Below are 15,372 nucleotides of genomic sequence, written 5' to 3'. Positions count from 1 at the left end.
GTTGGTTTTAATGGGTTGTTTGGCGTGGTTGTGCTGATAAAAACATTTGGCAAACCCGCTTTGATAAAATTCATAATGGGGTAAAACTTGCTGTTTTCAAGTGGCGCATTGTTAGGCGAACTGTTTTCAAGTTGCCTTTTAAGCTGCCTTTTAAGCAATTTACTGCATTAAAGCTGGCTGAGTTAATTATTAAAAAACAAAACAGCCCAAAGCGAGCTGTTTTGTGTGTTTGTCAATGATGATTTTAGTTTATTAATCATTCTCAAGGAATGAGCGCAAATGCTCTGAGCGGCTTGGGTGGCGAAGTTTGCGCAACGCCTTGGCTTCTATTTGGCGAATACGCTCACGTGTTACGTCAAATTGCTTGCCCACTTCTTCAAGCGTGTGGTCGGACGCCATATCAATACCAAAACGCATTTTTAGTACTTTGGCTTCTCGTTCGGTGAGATTATCCAGCACTTCGCGCGTGGCTTCACGCAAGCCTTCAGCCGTGGCAGAATCCACAGGGCTTGAGATGGTGCTGTCTTCAATGAAATCACCCAAGTGGCTATCTTCATCATCGCCAATCGGTGTTTCCATAGAAATCGGTTCTTTGGCGATTTTTAGGACTTTACGCACTTTGGCTTCGTCCATGTCTAAGCGTTCGCCCAATTCTTCTGGCGTTGGCTCACGTCCCATTTCTTGTAAAAGCTGGCGGCTGACACGATTGATTTTGTTAATCGTCTCAATCATATGCACAGGAATACGAATGGTGCGTGCTTGGTCGGCGATTGAGCGGGTGATGGCTTGGCGAATCCACCATGTGGCGTAGGTTGAGAACTTATAACCACGGCGGTATTCAAATTTATCTACCGCTTTCATCAAGCCAATGTTACCTTCTTGGATTAAATCCAAAAATTGCAAGCCGCGGTTGGTGTATTTTTTGGCGATAGAAATTACCAAACGCAAGTTGGCTTCTACCATGTCTTTTTTGGCACGGCGTGCTTTGGCTTCACCGATTGCCATTTGGCGAGCCACCGCTTTCATGCTTTTTACGTCCATTTGCAGCGTTTCTTCGTGTGCCAGAATTTTTTCTTGTAGGCGAATCACGTCAGGCAGCACGGCTTCTAGCGTTTCGGCAAAGGCTGGCTTGCCGCTGATGCGCAGTGGCAGCCATTCCACGTTGGTTTCGTTACTTGGGAAGGTTTTTTTGAACTCTTCAATCGGCATTTTGCCTTTACGAATCACAAGGCGCATGATTTTGCGTTCGGTGGTGCGCACATCGTCATACACATCACGCATGAGCGCCATGATTTGATCGGACAAGCGGTTATTTAGCTTAATCAGCATAAACTTCGTGGCAAGCTCATCATAAGCCGCCTTGGTTTTGGCGCTCTCACGACCGTGTTTTTTAAGAGTGGCGCGTGCTTTGTCAAACAGTTTTTCAATTTCTTCAAAGCGTGCAGCCACTTCTTCAGGGTCAAGATCACCATCGTCATCACCGCCAGCTGCGTCCAAATCGCCATCATCTTCGTCATCGTCGCTGTCGTCATCCAGCGTGTTTGGCGAATCGTCCTTAAGATTTAGATTGATTTCGTCATCGTCATTTAGGTCAAATTCATCATCTTCTAGCGTCAAAAATCCTGACACGATGTCAGAAATTTTCTTCTCGCCTGTGTGAACTTGCGCATATTCGTCCAGCACAAATTTCACCGTACCCGGCCAGTACGCCATGATGTACTGCACTTCACGAGTGCCTTCTTCAATGCGCTTGGCAATACCAATCTCGCCTTCACGAGTCAGCAAATCCACCGTACCCATTTCACGCATATACATACGCACAGGGTCGGTGGTGCGCCCCGGCTCAGTCTCCACGCTGGCAAGCACGGCAGCGGCTTCATCGGCTGCCATTTCGTCATCGTTGCCGCTGCCGTTAAGCAGAATTTCGTCATCATCAGGCGCAACTTCAAAAATCGGAATGCCTACGTCTGTCAGCATTTGCACGATGTCTTCGATCTGATCGCTTTCGGTAACAGAGTCGGGCAGCTGATCGTTCACTTCGGCATAGGTTAGGTAGCCTTGCTCTTTGCCGAGCTGGATTAGGGTGGCTAACTGCGAAATGGGTTGTTGTTCACTCATTAAAGACTCGCTTGCAAACGTTAAAGATGATGTGATAGCTCACTGCCTTCACTGGCAATGCGCAAATTTTACATTATACCACACAACTTGCCCAAGCGCACGAAAGAGAGTGCGAATTTGCCACAAGCTGTGGGGAATTTTAATGTTGGTTTATTTATGGGGATTTGTGCTGGATTTTTCAAATGCAACTTTAGACAACTTTTGGCAGATTTTAATGTAACTTTGGGCGAAATTTTAAACGCATTGTTAAAATTAAATGGATAAATCTGCCTTTAAAACGTAAAAATCATGCCAAAAGGTGGAAAGTTTGGTATGATAGGTGAATTTAAAGTTTTGTTATATTGGCAGCGCATTTGTGATGTGCGGTGTTTTGGGTGTTTGGTAGGTCTTGATAAATGCGAACATTAAACGCCATATCACATGCATTCATCGCATTGACAATATGATAATTGATGTTTTGGGCAGTATTTGGCTTATAGAATTTGAGGACTGGATGAAGCAATGACGGCGACAAATCAAGAAATTTCAATAAAAGAAGAAGCTGTAAAGCTATTTGTATTTGATGAAGTTTATTCATTTCGTGCTGCGCAGGCACAGGCTGAAAAGAAAAAACTAAATGCTTTTGGCATGATGGCTAAATTAAATTTCTTAAACAGGCCAAAAGACGATACGGTGCATTTGACTAGAAAAGAGAGTCGTTATGAGCCTTTTTGGCTGATTGAGGCGGTAAAATCCATTGATTATTCTAGCCAAATTATTTATCAAGTGCCTATGAATAACCCATTTGTGCAATCTGTCGGTATCAATGGTGTGGATTATGAAGTATCTCATCAAAGAGACAGGGCGAGAATTGACATAGCTGCCCAAGAGTTTTGTCATCGTAAGATAGTTTTAAATGAATATTGGGACGGTTTGGATAGAGATGTAAAGCGTGGGCATTTCGAGCATTTGATGCAAAAATACCGTTTTTCTGAAATGAAGTCGTTTGAAAATGACACGGTGCTAAAGCCGTTGCTTACGCAGCAGATTGCTGTTCAAAGAGCGTGTTCAACATTAAACGGTGAAAAAATCAACGCCCATGAGATTTTACATGACGAGATTGTATTTGAAAAAATACACTTATTTTTTGTGCCAGTTTTTGCTTTTGAATTTATATGGTCGGCTGGGGATAAAGTTGGCGTCATCGAAGTTAATGGATTGACAGGTGAAGTTACAGAAGATGGTCAATGGTATAAAGAGAAGTTGGGTGGTTTGATAACAAGAGATATGCTTGTTGAGCTGGGTGCGGACATTGCCAGCGAGTTGGTGCCCGGTGCTGGTATTGCAGTGCGTGTTGCTGGCAAAATCACAGAACAAAGTAAAAAATAATTTTCATTTATTAAAGGTGTATATCATGGCAGGCAATACAATAGGACAATTATTCACCGTAACCACCTGTGGCGAGTCGCACGGCGTGGGTTTGATGGCGATTGTGGACGGTGTACCGCCTAATTTAGAGCTTTCAGCGGAAGATTTGCAAGTCGAGCTTGACCGCAGAAAGCCCGGCACGTCTAAATTTGCCACTCAGCGCAAAGAAGATGACGTGGTGGAGATTATCTCTGGGGTGTTTGAAGGGCGCACCACAGGCACACCGATTGGGCTACTTATCCGTAACACCGACCAAAAATCCAAAGATTACGGCAACATCGCCACAACTTTTCGTCCCAATCACGCTGACTACACTTACACGATGAAGTATGGGTTTAGAGATTATCGTGGCGGTGGGCGTTCGTCCGCGCGTGAGACCGCCATGCGTGTGGCGGCAGGGGCGATTGCCAAAAAATATCTGTCTGAAAAATTGGGCATCATCATTCGTGGACACGTTACCCAAATCGGCACCGAAAAGGCGGAAAAATTAGACTGGAATACCGTCAATAACAACCCGTTTTTTTGTGGTGATGTAGACGCTGTGCCGCGCTTTGAAAAATTAGTTACGTCTTTGCGTGAGCAAGGCACAAGCTGTGGGGCAAAATTAGAAATTTTTGCCGAAAATGTCCCTGTGGGCTTGGGCGAGCCTGTGTTTGACCGTCTTGATGCCGACATTGCCCATGCGATGATGAGCATCAATGCGGTGAAGGGCGTGGAGATTGGCGATGGCTTTGCGGTGGCTGAGCAATTTGGGCATGAAAGCCGAGACGAGCTGACCCCTGATGGCTTTAGCGCCAATCACGCAGGCGGAATTTTGGGTGGAATCAGTAGCGGACAAACCATTCGTGTGGCAATCGCCCTAAAACCGACCGCCAGTATCACCACCGCAGGCAAAACCATTGATATTCATGGCAACGCCACCGATGTCATCACCAAAGGTCGCCACGACCCATGTGTGGGCGTGCGTGCCACACCGATTGCTGAAGCCATGCTTGCCATCGTGCTGCTTGACCATTATTTGCGCCACCGCGCCCAAAATGCCGATGTGGTGCAGCCGCTGACAGCGATTGAGTAACCAACCATGACCCCAGCCATTAAATTATTACAAAAGCAAAAAATCGCCCATACGGTGCATGAATACGACCACGACCCTGCTAACACCAATTTTGGGCAAGAAGCGGTGGAAAAGTTGGGTTTGTTTGCGCATGAAGTGTTTAAAACCTTGCTTGCCACCGATGGGCGTGCGTATTTTGTGGCGATTTTGCCTGTGGATTGCCGGCTGAATCTAAAAAAGCTGGCGGCAGCGATGGGCGTGAAAAAATTGCAAATGGCAAATCCTGCCGATGCTGAGCGTATCACAGGCTACATCGTGGGCGGCATCAGTCCGCTCGCGCAGAAAAAACGCCTAAAAACAGTCATTCACGACAACGCCAAAACGCTGGATAAAATGTACGTCAGCGGCGGTAGGCGTGGGCTGGATATTGGGCTAAATCCTGATGATTTGGCAGGCGTGTTATCAGCGGTGTTTGCTGATGTGGTGGACGCTGATTGAGCGCATTTTTCACCAATTTTATTATTTTTTATCAATTTTTAAACTCACTTTAAGGTAGGTATTATGTTTCAGAAATTTTCACGCAAAACTGCGCTAAAAACCTTGGCGGTAGGTGCATTGGCAAGCACGCTTTTGGCAGGCTGTGCCAGCACCACAGGCAATGAAGGCGCATCAGGCATTGCTGCCAGCATTTTTAAGCAAGCGGTAGATCATCAATGCCGCTCGCAGCTCAACGCCAATCAGACTTATAAAGTCGTTACCAGCTTTATGGGCAGCGAAAGCAAAGCCAAGCTAGAAAGCGAAGTGTGCGGCTGTGTGAGCGAAAAAGCACCACAAAGCGTAAGCCTAAACGAAGTGGCGCAGGCGGCGCTTGACAGCAATGCACGCACGCAAATCGTTGGTAAAGCGGTGAGTAACACATTGCAAGCCTGTGTGGCGCAGTGGGTTTCTTGAGTGTGTCTTTTCATATCACTGAATAATCGCTGATTTTTCTTGCTTTAAGCGGTATTGAGCTGATAAAAACTACGCAAAACCCAAAGTAAATCACGAAAATGGGCGGCTAAAACGCTGTCCCATTGTAATTTTTTGTTTTATTTTTGTAAATTTCGTGGTATAGTTAGGCTTTGTGATTGGTTGATGTAAAGTCAGCAAATCACAAAGGGCAATCAAAAGTACAATCGATAATAAAGTTTGGCTTTCTTGGCGTGTCATCTTATCGGTGATGATGTCAAATGAAGGCAAGTTGGTACTATTTACCACACGGTGCGGCGCACTACTTATAAGAACTCCGTGGATCGCGGGGGGGGGGTGAGCTTAATGAAATGGTTTTTTGGCTATCAAATAAAACAAACAAACTATCACGCAGGATTTCGCCACTTAAAATTGAGCATGATAGCAGTGGCTGTGGCGGGTATTTTTTTGGCGGCTTGTCATGAGGATTTTGACAATACGCACGCAGCGCCTGTACAGCCTGAACCGATACAATCCCCAGTCAAGACGCAGAGCGCAAAGGGCGATAGCTTGGTGAAGCACCGAGTGAATGTTTCGGCGGATTGCCCACGCTTGGTGCAAAAACGTGTGGACAGCACGCAAGTTTCGCGCCGCGACAGCATGATTGGCAAGACGTGCGATTATTACATCTACCCTGACGTGGGCGATGTGGTGGACGTGCAGGTGTCGGACGATCGTATGCGTCCTTATTTGGAAATCCCTTATTATCATGATTTTGCCAATGGCAGCTATAAGGTGGTGGCAAATGGGCGGCACGTCATTCGCCTAAAATACGATGCCATTGAGCATAAGCCTGATACGATGGATTATACCATTCGTGTGGACATTCGCCCAGCTCAATAAATTTAAGCCTTCTTGCCAAATGGTGAGAAGGTTTTTTGATGGATTGGTGTTTTGCAATGTGTTTGCGTGTGGTTTGTGCGCTTGAATTTTTAGGGCTTGGCTTTATTAAAGGGTGAAAGATTGGCAGATGAAAGATTGCCAGCGCAAGCGAAATCATCACAGAATGTTTATTTGTGAAAAATTCGGTAAAAACCGACAATGAAACTTGGATATAGAAAGTTGGGTGTAAAAACTTAAGCGCAAAAACTTCGGTGCAGAGACTTAAACACAGAAACCTAAACATAGAAACTTAGGCGCAATGATAAAAATGATGGTACAATACCAAAAACAGCCATTTTATCATCACTAAAAATTGACATTTTAACTACAATCACAAATATCTTAAAATAAATTTAAATAAACGTGCGGAACTTATCATAATGACAACTCATCATAATTCTAATAATCAAACCGACAACAGCAACGAAAACCTACAACACATCAGCCCCAATGGCACGCAATCTTATACCGAAATCCCAGCGCAAGGCGACAATGTAAACTGCATTGCGGACGAAAACAGTGCGGACATTGGGCGCACCGCAGATGAAAAAGCGCCAGCCGAGCAGGAACAAGACGCACCGAAAAAAGAAGTGGTTGTGCCTGTCATGCCGCTTTTGTGATGGGTTTGGTGTGTTTTAATGATGATGTAACGAGAAATTTTCAGCGGTTTTTAGTAAATTTAGTAAGTATTTGAAACCATTTAGCAACCTTAAATCTTAAATAAAAGAGTACGATTATGAGCGATGACAACGTAAACCAAGGCTGGTTTGGGCGCATGAAGGCAGGACTCACCAAATCACGCAAGCAGCTTTCTGAAGGCGTAATGAATATTTTGGTGGGCGGCAAAGAGATTGACGATGAGCTACTAGAAGAAGTGGAAGACCAGCTTTTGGTGGCGGACATTGGCGTGGACGCAACCAATCGCATCATCAAAAGTCTGACCGAGCAGACCGCGCGCGGCGATTTGATTTATTCGCATTCTTTGTATAAGGCGCTTAAAAAAGAGCTGGTGGAGATTTTGGCACCGAAAGTTGCGCCCTTGGTGATTGACACGAGCAAAAAGCCGTTCGTGATTTTGGTGGTGGGCGTTAATGGCGTGGGTAAGACTACGACCATCGGTAAACTTGCCAAGCGCTTGCAAGGCGAAGGCAAGTCTGTCATGCTGGCGGCAGGCGATACGTTTCGTGCGGCGGCGACCGAGCAGCTGCAAGTGTGGGGCGAGCGCAATGGCATTCCTGTGGTGGCGCAAGGACACGGCTCAGACAGTGCTTCGGTGATTTTTGATGCCATGCAATCGGCACGCGCCAAGGGCATTGACGTGCTGATTGCTGATACCGCTGGCCGCTTGCAAAATAAAACGCATTTGATGAACGAGCTTGAAAAAGTGGTGCGTGTCATGCGTAAAGCCGACCCAAGTGCGCCACACGAAACCATGATTGTGCTGGACGCTGGCACAGGGCAAAACGCCATCAATCAAGTGCAGATTTTCAGCGAAGTAACTGGACTTTCTGGCATTACCATCACCAAGCTGGACGGCACAGCCAAAGGCGGCGTGGTGTTTAACGTGGCACAAAATACCGACATTCCAATTCGCTTTATTGGTGTGGGCGAGCGCATTGATGATTTGCAAGCCTTTGATCCGCATGAATTTGTGGACGCTTTGTTTGATGGCGATAAGTGATAAGCATGACGCAGCGCGCCATCACCACGCGCTATACCGTGCCGAAAAATGTGCAGATTGGCGTAGATTTATCCAGTTTGCCGCCTATTAGCTTGACCGTCAAAGATGGCAAGCTGTTGGCGTTGGATTGGCATAACGACAAAACCGAAAAACTGCTTGCCAAAATCAATGAAAACGCAGAATTTATCGCTCGAGAAACGCTAGAACAGGAAGCGCAAAAAGCGGTGATTGAGCAAAAATCGTGCGCACCAAGCAATCAAGCTATTGCCCTGCAGGTGTGTCATGAGCTGGACGAGTATTTTTGTGGCGAGCGCACCACGTTTGATGTACCGCTTGATTTATTGCACGGTACGCCATTTCAAATGTGTGTATGGCAAGAGCTTTGCTGTATTGAATATGGGCAGACCATCAGTTATAAGATGCTTGCCGAGCGCATTGGCAAGCCGAGTGCGTTTCGTGCCTGCGCCAACGCCAATGGTAGAAATCTGATTTCGCTCATCGTGCCGTGCCACCGTGTGATTGCGGCGGATGGCGGATTGGGTGGTTATACAGGCGGCGTGGAAATCAAGCGTGCGCTTTTGGCATTAGAAAAACGCTTTGCCAAAGTGTGATTTATCCAGCTGATTTATCCAGCTGATTTATCCAGCTGATTTGTCCAGCTGATTTGCTTAGATAACTTGCTCAAATGACTTACCTAGACAATGTGGACGCACGCTTTGATGATTGATTTTTTATGATGAATGTGTGATAAAATTATTAAAGGTTGTTTGATGGTGTTTTTATAAAACTTATCAAAAAACCCATTGATAAAATTCATCAGTATGCGCCTGTTTGGTGTCAAATTTGCTGGTGCTAAATTTGGTGCTGATGTGGTATAATGAACGTTCGTTTTTGATTTTCTTTTTGGTTTTTGCCGTTGATTGGGTGTGTTCATGTATTCGTTACTTCGTCCGTTTTTATTTAGCATGGAACCTGAGCGTGCGCACGAGTTCACGCTGTCCATGCTTGACAAGGCGCATTCGGCAGGTTTGCTGGGTTTTGCGTATTCTAAGCAGGCATTGGGTACGACTTGCATGGGCATTCATTTGCCAAACCCTGTGGGCTTGGCGGCAGGCTTGGATAAAAACGGTGCGCACATTGACGCACTATCAGAGCTTGGTTTTGGCTTTTTGGAAGTTGGCACGGTAACGCCACGCCCGCAGGCAGGTAATGACAAGCCGCGCCTGTTTCGCCTAAAAGAAGCGCGCGCCATCATCAACCGCATGGGTTTTAATAATGATGGCGTGGAGCAAATGATTGCCAACATTGAGCGTGCCAAATACAAAGGCGTGCTGGGCATTAACATCGGCAAAAACGCCATCACACCTGTGGAAAATGCGCTGGACGATTATGTGTACTGCCTTGAGCGTGTGTATCCTTATGCCAGCTACATCACGGTCAATATTTCAAGTCCAAATACCAAAAATTTGCGCAGTTTGCAGTCGGCGGACGCTTTGTCTGTACTGCTTGACGGCATTAAGACTTGCCACAGCAGACTTGCCAATGATTACGGATTTTATGTGCCGCTGGCGCTAAAAATTGCGCCTGATTTGGACGATGAGCAGATTGATGAAATCGCACGCACCGTTGCACAATTTGATATTGACGGCTTGATTGCGACAAACACCACGCTATCACGCGCAGGCGTGGAAGATTTGCCGCACGGCGATGAAGCAGGCGGACTGTCTGGTCGTCCTGTGCGCCAGCAAAGCACCAAAGTTTTATCGCAGTTTGCCGAGCGTTTGGCGGGCAGTGGCGTGGATTTGATTGGCGTGGGCGGCATTGACGATGGCGCAGCGGCGGTCAAAAAACTAGAAGCAGGCGCAAAAGCAGTGCAAGTGTATTCTGGCTTGATTTATAAAGGCCCAGCACTTGTGAGCGACTGCGTACAGTCCATCGCAGGATTTTTGGATAAGCAGGCAAGTCTTTGATTTTAAAGACGGTTTCAAACATAATTTGCACAGATTTGAAATACTTTGCCAATGCGATGTTAAAATACTGGCTTGAAATTTTGCGGTGATTTGACGTGAGTTTATTAGACATTGCCATCAGTGCGATGGTGCTTGTGGGTTTGTGGCGCGGCTTTCAAGCTGGCGCACTAAAAACCGCTGCAAGACTTGTGGCGTGGGTGCTGGCGCTTATTATTGCATCAAAGACGGCAAAAGACTTGTCGGTATTTTTTGTGGGCGTGCTGGATAATCCAGTGTTGCAGACGGCAGCGGCATTTTTATTGGTGGCGGTAGGCGTGGTGGCAGTGGTGCATTTGGCTACGGCATTCATTGCCAGCACCTTAAAGGCGATGAAATTAGGATTTATTAATCGCTTGGCAGGCGGTGCGCTCGGTGCGCTGGTTGGCGTGTTTAAGGTGTTGATTGTGCTGAGCATTGCATCGCCTTTGCTTGTGTCATTGCCTGTGTGGCAAGAATCCATGCTTGCCCAAAGTTTGCTGCCTTATGCGCCTGTTGCTAAGACGCTATTGCAAGAAGCCTTTGGCGAAGCATGGCAACACATTGAAAACCCTTATGCTTAAGCGCAAAGAGCGCAAGCTGAAGAATTTACTTATCTTATTGATTTTATTTGCTTTATTTAGGCATTTTTATCCACTCAACCCTTTGGAGCGATTATGTGTGGTGTGATTGGCGTTGCGGCGCATGAACCTGTAAATCAGATGTTGTACGATGGCTTGACCATGTTGCAGCATCGCGGGCAAGATGCAGCAGGCATTGTTACCCTAAAAGACGACCGTTTGTATCTAAGAAAAGACAACGGCATGGTGCGTGATGTGTTTTTAAATCAGCACATGGTGCGCTTGGTGGGTAATTTTGGCATTGGGCATGTGCGCTATCCGACCGCTGGCACGTCAAGCACGGCAGAAGCACAGCCTTTGTATGTGAACTCACCTTACGGGATTGCACTGGCGCATAATGGCAACTTGACCAATGCTGAAACCTTGGCAAAAGAGCTGTACGAAAACAATCGCCGTCATCTAAATACCGATTCGGATTCTGAAGTTTTGCTGAATGTTTTTGCTAACGAACTACAAAATTTCACCAAAAGCACGCTGACGCCAGATGATATTTTTGAAGCACTAAAAGCGGTGTATCGCCGCTGTGAAGGTGCGTACGGCGTGGTGGCAATCATTGCAGGGCATGGACTTTTGGCGTTTCGTGATCCAAATGGCATTCGTCCTTTGGTGTATGGTCGCCGTCTTACGCCAAATGGCATTGAATACATGGTGGCGTCTGAGTCGGTGGCATTGACGGCGCTTGGTTTTGAGATTGTACGAGACATCGCACCGGGTGAAGCGGTTTTCATTGATTTGGATTATAATCTGCACGCCAAGCAATGCGTGGAAAACGTCAAGCACACGCCTTGTATTTTTGAATATGTGTATTTTGCGCGCCCAGATTCTATCATTGATAACATTTCAGTGCATAAGGCGCGTATGCGCATGGGCGAGAAATTGGCGCACCGCATCATCAAAGAGTGGGGTGAAGACCATAATATTGACGTGGTGATTCCAATTCCTGATACGTCTCGTAACTCTGCACTTGAATTGGCGCTGCATTTGGGCGTGAAATACCGTGAAGGTTTCACCAAAAACCGCTACATTGGTCGCACTTTCATCATGCCGGGGCAAGGTCAGCGTAAAAAATCTGTGCGCCAAAAACTAAATGCCATTCCCCAAGAATTTAAAAACCGCAACGTACTGCTGGTAGACGATTCTATCGTGCGTGGTACAACTTGCCATGAAATCATTCAAATGGCACGAGACGCAGGCGCAAAAAATGTGTTCTTTGCTTCGGCGGCGCCAGAAGTGAAATTCCCAAATGTGTACGGCATTGATATGCCATCGCGCGCGGAGCTGATTTCATCAGGTCGCAGCGTGGAAGAAGTGCGTGAAATCATCGGCGCAGATCGCTTGATTTTCCAAGATTTGAACGATTTGATTGAAGCGGTGAATAACACCAAATACAGCCGTGTTGATGATTTTGACTGCTCAGTATTTGACGGTAAGTATGTGGCAGGCGGCATCGATGATGCGTATTTGACTGCTTTGCAAAACAAGCGCAATGACGCTGCCAAAAACAAAATCACCGCTGTGGATACGCCTGTAGACATGACAGGTATAACTGGCGTGTGATGTTTGCTTTAAGCAATCACAAAAACAAAAACCAACCGCAATTTGTGGTTGGTTTTTTATTGGCTGGTTTGCCAAAAAGATACAAGCTGGGCAAGTTTTTTAAAATACTGGGTTGCAATCTTTGGCTAAAACCTTGACTAAGCCTGCGCTAAAATCTTACACCAAAGGCTTGAATATACTCGCTTGCCGCATGGGTGAGTGCGTCAATGTGCTTATCCTTGCTGCTTTTGGCGGTGATTGGGGAGAGTGGGGCGTGCAGCAGCCATTCGTCATTGCTGTCAAATTCTGCTGGTGCGCCGCTGGACGAAAACTGTGCAGCACGATTGATTTTTTGTAAATGCCACGCAATCAGCGCTTGGCAATTTTTGGGCAAGATGGACAGCTCAAAACTATGAGCGATGGACGTTTCGTTGTCCGCAAGCGTTGCCACGCCTTTATTTGCTTTGTTGAGCGGCTGATTGTGATGGCTTGAAATCACAAAAACGATGTGATGAATGCGTGCGTCTAAAGCAGCGGTGCGCAGGCGAATTTCTTCTTGGTTGATGAGCGATTCTTCAAATTGCTCCCAGCCAACGAGCGAATCGCCAGCGTGGCGAATGGTGTCATCAGCCGTGCGCAGTTTGCCATACCACAGTGCGTCTATGGGCGTTTTGGTGTGGTCAAACAGCACGCACGCCAAATCAATGTCCATGCTGATGGGCGTATTTTTCACCTTTGGCAGTTTGGCAAGCCACGCGTCTTTACCACGTCTTGGCAATGTGGTGTGTTCGTACTTAACGCCCGCCACCGTGTGCGTGCCAAGCAGACCCAGCCCACCAAGGGTGCGCGGCTGAAATAAGACTTTGAGCGCTTCGTTTTTTGGAATATTTGATGAAGGCGTGTGAGTTTGGGTGTGTGCATTTACTGATGAAGTCATAAATTATTGATAATATTGATATTTTTACTAAAATTTTGATGAAATTTGATAAAGTCTTGAAAATTTTAATCCTGCCAAGACGATAAAACTTATCGGCATTGTAGCAAAATTTTAGCATCAGGGCTAGGTCAAATCAAAGATGCGCACAGCCACAGTTAAAACGATGGGCAAAAAGCGAAACAAGCGGTGCGGTAAAAAGCGAAACAAAGCCCGTCTGAGTAACGGGCTTTTATAAGAATTGGCGCAATTTGTCAAATTTAATCAACTCATCAGACTTGGTAAAATCGCCTTAATGCCGCTCAGGGTGATTTCCACCGCCACCGCCGCAAGCAGCATACCCATCACGCGGCTTAGGATATTAAGTCCCGTGTCGCCCACAAAGCGGCTCACACGTCCAGCCGCCATCAATGTTGCATAACAAAACAAGCTGATGAGCAATCCTGCGGCGATGATGATGCCCACTTCCCACAGCCCACTGACTCGGCTTGAGTAGATGATGACCGCTGAAATACCGCCCGGCCCAATCATCATTGGAATGGCAAGCGGCACGACCGCAGACGCCACCAATGATGAGTTGACTTCAATGTCTTCGTTATTTGGCTTGACGGGATTGCCGCCGCCGTTCATCATGTTGATGGCGATTAAAAATACCAAAAGACCGCCTGCCACCTGAAACGAGCCGACCGAAATTCCCAAGACTTTTAGCAAGCCTTCGCCCAGCAAAGTGAAAATCGCTATCGTGGAAAAAATGGTAAAACAAGCGATTTGCGCTACTTTTCGGCGATTGGCTGGCGAGTAGCCTTTGGTGAGATCTAAAAATAGGCTTAGAGCGCTAAAGGGGTTGATTAGCACCACAAAAGCAAGAATGATTTTGACCAATTCGGTGTTCATAATTGATGGCTTTGGTTGGCTGATGAATGGGCGCGCGCTGTTGTCATAAATCAGGATTTATCATAAAATCTTCACAAATCACGACAAAACGCTTGGCAAATTGCACGCATTTTAACATCAAATCAAGATTTTATGCTACAATTCTCACGATATTTTTGTGCGATTTTTCATGTTTAATGATAAAAGACGCGGTAAGATATTTGGTGGTAAAACCGCTTGTAAACGCACATTTGGCAGGCGTAAAATAAATTTGCGAATTGTTTTAATACGAATTGTTTTAACGTTGATAAAGTTGTGCAATTCCAAAACCGCTTATGCTTATAACACCAAGCCGCCAAGTTTATCGTTGTTTTATCATCGCTCATTTGCCATATTTTAAAATTTATTCATTATCTATAAATCAATCATTACAATGACAACATCTCAAATTCACTCTACCAATCAACCAACCGACACCAAAAACGCGCGTGCGGTGGTGCTATTTTCAGGCGGCTTGGACTCCACGACTTGCCTGTATTGGGCGCGCGCCAATTTTGCAGACGTAACTGCCATCAGTTTTCGTTATGGGCAGCGACACTCCAGCGAGCTTGATGCAGCTGGGCGCATTGCCAAATCTTTGGGTGTGGCGCACCGTGTGATTGATATCGACATTGCTCAGCTTGGCGGCAGTGCGCTGACGGATTTGTCCATTGATGTGCCGCCTGCCGACACCGCCCAAGATGGCGTGCCGATTACTTATGTGCCTGCACGCAATACGATTTTTTTGTCTTATGCGCTGGCGGCTGCGGAAGTTACAGGTGCGACTTATATCGTGATTGGTGTAAGTTCGGTGGATTTTTCTGGCTACCCTGATTGCCGACCAGATTTCATCGCCGCTTTTGAGACGATGGCGAATTTGGCGACTGTGGCAGGGCGAGCGGGCAATCGGCTGTCCATCACTGCGCCTTTGCAGCATTTGTCAAAGGCTGAAACGCTGCAGCTGGGCTTGTCTTTGGGTGTGGATTATGCGGCAACGGTGTCGTGTTATCAAGCGGATAGCGAAGGGCGTGCGTGCGGTGTGTGCGATAGCTGCACGCTAAGACGGCAGGGGTTTTTGGGCGCAGGCGTGCCAGACCCAACACGTTATCAGAATTGATGCGTTATCAACAATGATATGCTGTTGGCAATGGTGTGCTGCGAGCATTGATAAACTGCGCTAAACAGATTGATTGTAAAAACGGACTTTTAATATG

The 15,372-nt window shown here is 46.5% G+C and carries 15 protein-coding genes; 12 read left to right on the top strand and 3 right to left on the bottom strand.

What is annotated here, in order from left to right; all coding sequences use genetic code 11:
* Positions 1–252: 252 nt before the first annotated feature.
* Complete coding sequence (gene rpoD / locus B0181_RS03025) at positions 253–2,118, bottom strand: RNA polymerase sigma factor RpoD (protein ID WP_078276010.1); 1,866 nt, start codon at positions 2,116–2,118, stop codon at positions 253–255.
* 501 nt (positions 2,119–2,619) lie between these two features.
* On the opposite strand from rpoD, the gene B0181_RS03015 reads away from it, so the two are divergent.
* The 11 genes from B0181_RS03015 to purF all read left to right on the top strand — a co-directional run bounded on the left by B0181_RS03015 (position 2,620) and on the right by purF (position 12,333).
* Positions 2,620–3,486: a hypothetical protein gene (locus B0181_RS03015; RefSeq protein WP_078276008.1), complete on the top strand. Its 867-nt coding sequence runs from the start codon at positions 2,620–2,622 to the stop codon at positions 3,484–3,486.
* A gap of 25 nt (positions 3,487–3,511) precedes the next feature.
* Positions 3,512–4,600, top strand: coding sequence for a chorismate synthase (gene aroC / locus B0181_RS03010; RefSeq protein ID WP_078276007.1), 1,089 nt, complete (start codon positions 3,512–3,514; stop codon positions 4,598–4,600).
* A gap of 6 nt (positions 4,601–4,606) precedes the next feature.
* Positions 4,607–5,077, top strand: a complete 471-nt coding sequence (gene ybaK / locus B0181_RS03005) for a Cys-tRNA(Pro) deacylase (RefSeq protein ID WP_078276006.1) — start codon at positions 4,607–4,609, stop codon at positions 5,075–5,077.
* 63 nt (positions 5,078–5,140) lie between these two features.
* Positions 5,141–5,530, top strand: a complete 390-nt coding sequence (locus B0181_RS03000) for a hypothetical protein (protein WP_078276005.1) — start codon at positions 5,141–5,143, stop codon at positions 5,528–5,530.
* A 435-nt stretch (positions 5,531–5,965) separates the two neighbouring features.
* Positions 5,966–6,430 carry a hypothetical protein gene (locus B0181_RS02990; protein ID WP_143821566.1) on the top strand — a complete coding sequence of 155 codons (465 nt, stop codon included), beginning with the start codon at positions 5,966–5,968 and terminating at the stop codon, positions 6,428–6,430.
* Between the two features lie 419 nt (positions 6,431–6,849).
* Positions 6,850–7,089, top strand: coding sequence for a hypothetical protein (locus B0181_RS02985; RefSeq protein WP_078276002.1), 240 nt, complete (start codon positions 6,850–6,852; stop codon positions 7,087–7,089).
* Positions 7,090–7,205: 116 nt separating this feature from the next.
* The gene (gene ftsY, locus B0181_RS02980; protein ID WP_078276001.1) at positions 7,206–8,150 is read left to right on the top strand and encodes a signal recognition particle-docking protein FtsY; all 945 of its coding nucleotides are present in this window, start codon (positions 7,206–7,208) and stop codon (positions 8,148–8,150) included.
* Between the two features lie 5 nt (positions 8,151–8,155).
* Positions 8,156–8,761, top strand: a complete 606-nt coding sequence (locus tag B0181_RS02975; RefSeq protein WP_078276000.1) for a methylated-DNA--[protein]-cysteine S-methyltransferase — start codon at positions 8,156–8,158, stop codon at positions 8,759–8,761.
* A gap of 321 nt (positions 8,762–9,082) precedes the next feature.
* Positions 9,083–10,120 carry a quinone-dependent dihydroorotate dehydrogenase gene (locus B0181_RS02965; protein WP_078275998.1) on the top strand — a complete coding sequence of 346 codons (1,038 nt, stop codon included), beginning with the start codon at positions 9,083–9,085 and terminating at the stop codon, positions 10,118–10,120.
* A 95-nt stretch (positions 10,121–10,215) separates the two neighbouring features.
* On the top strand, positions 10,216–10,719 hold the full coding sequence (locus tag B0181_RS02960; protein WP_133141430.1) for a CvpA family protein: 504 nt from the start codon (positions 10,216–10,218) through the stop codon (positions 10,717–10,719).
* A 93-nt stretch (positions 10,720–10,812) separates the two neighbouring features.
* The gene (gene purF, locus B0181_RS02955; protein WP_078275996.1) at positions 10,813–12,333 is read left to right on the top strand and encodes an amidophosphoribosyltransferase; all 1,521 of its coding nucleotides are present in this window, start codon (positions 10,813–10,815) and stop codon (positions 12,331–12,333) included.
* A gap of 148 nt (positions 12,334–12,481) precedes the next feature.
* On the opposite strand, the gene B0181_RS02950 is transcribed toward purF, so the two are convergent.
* Together B0181_RS02950 and B0181_RS02945 are read right to left on the bottom strand one after the other, a co-directional pair.
* On the bottom strand, positions 12,482–13,249 hold the full coding sequence (locus tag B0181_RS02950) for a TerD family protein (protein WP_078275995.1): 768 nt from the start codon (positions 13,247–13,249) through the stop codon (positions 12,482–12,484).
* Between the two features lie 261 nt (positions 13,250–13,510).
* Positions 13,511–14,140 (bottom strand): MarC family protein, encoded by a 630-nt coding sequence (locus B0181_RS02945; protein WP_078275994.1) that lies wholly within the window; start codon positions 14,138–14,140, stop codon positions 13,511–13,513.
* Between the two features lie 412 nt (positions 14,141–14,552).
* Between B0181_RS02945 and queC the strand changes: the two genes are divergently transcribed.
* A complete protein-coding gene (gene queC / locus B0181_RS02935; RefSeq protein WP_078275992.1) occupies positions 14,553–15,275 on the top strand; it encodes a 7-cyano-7-deazaguanine synthase QueC in 723 nt (240 codons plus the stop codon).
* Positions 15,276–15,372: the final 97 nt, after the last annotated feature.

This window comes from Moraxella caviae (genome assembly GCF_002014985.1).
Classification (GTDB): domain Bacteria; phylum Pseudomonadota; class Gammaproteobacteria; order Pseudomonadales; family Moraxellaceae; genus Moraxella; species Moraxella caviae.
The sequence above is the reverse complement of the archived record's forward strand: the minus strand, read 5'-3'. Positions and strand labels throughout refer to the sequence as shown.

Coding starts and splice junctions, on each gene's coding strand:
- rpoD (WP_078276010.1), bottom strand. CDS start 2,118: ATGAGTGAACAACAACCCATTTCGCAGTTAGCCACCCTAATCCAGCTC.
- B0181_RS02985 (WP_078276002.1), top strand. CDS start 6,850: ATGACAACTCATCATAATTCTAATAATCAAACCGACAACAGCAACGAA.
- B0181_RS02990 (WP_143821566.1), top strand. CDS start 5,966: ATGATAGCAGTGGCTGTGGCGGGTATTTTTTTGGCGGCTTGTCATGAG.
- B0181_RS02945 (WP_078275994.1), bottom strand. CDS start 14,140: ATGAACACCGAATTGGTCAAAATCATTCTTGCTTTTGTGGTGCTAATC.
- ybaK (WP_078276006.1), top strand. CDS start 4,607: ATGACCCCAGCCATTAAATTATTACAAAAGCAAAAAATCGCCCATACG.
- B0181_RS02965 (WP_078275998.1), top strand. CDS start 9,083: ATGTATTCGTTACTTCGTCCGTTTTTATTTAGCATGGAACCTGAGCGT.
- ftsY (WP_078276001.1), top strand. CDS start 7,206: ATGAGCGATGACAACGTAAACCAAGGCTGGTTTGGGCGCATGAAGGCA.
- aroC (WP_078276007.1), top strand. CDS start 3,512: ATGGCAGGCAATACAATAGGACAATTATTCACCGTAACCACCTGTGGC.
- B0181_RS02950 (WP_078275995.1), bottom strand. CDS start 13,249: ATGACTTCATCAGTAAATGCACACACCCAAACTCACACGCCTTCATCA.
- purF (WP_078275996.1), top strand. CDS start 10,813: ATGTGTGGTGTGATTGGCGTTGCGGCGCATGAACCTGTAAATCAGATG.
- queC (WP_078275992.1), top strand. CDS start 14,553: ATGACAACATCTCAAATTCACTCTACCAATCAACCAACCGACACCAAA.
- B0181_RS03015 (WP_078276008.1), top strand. CDS start 2,620: ATGACGGCGACAAATCAAGAAATTTCAATAAAAGAAGAAGCTGTAAAG.
- B0181_RS02975 (WP_078276000.1), top strand. CDS start 8,156: ATGACGCAGCGCGCCATCACCACGCGCTATACCGTGCCGAAAAATGTG.
- B0181_RS03000 (WP_078276005.1), top strand. CDS start 5,141: ATGTTTCAGAAATTTTCACGCAAAACTGCGCTAAAAACCTTGGCGGTA.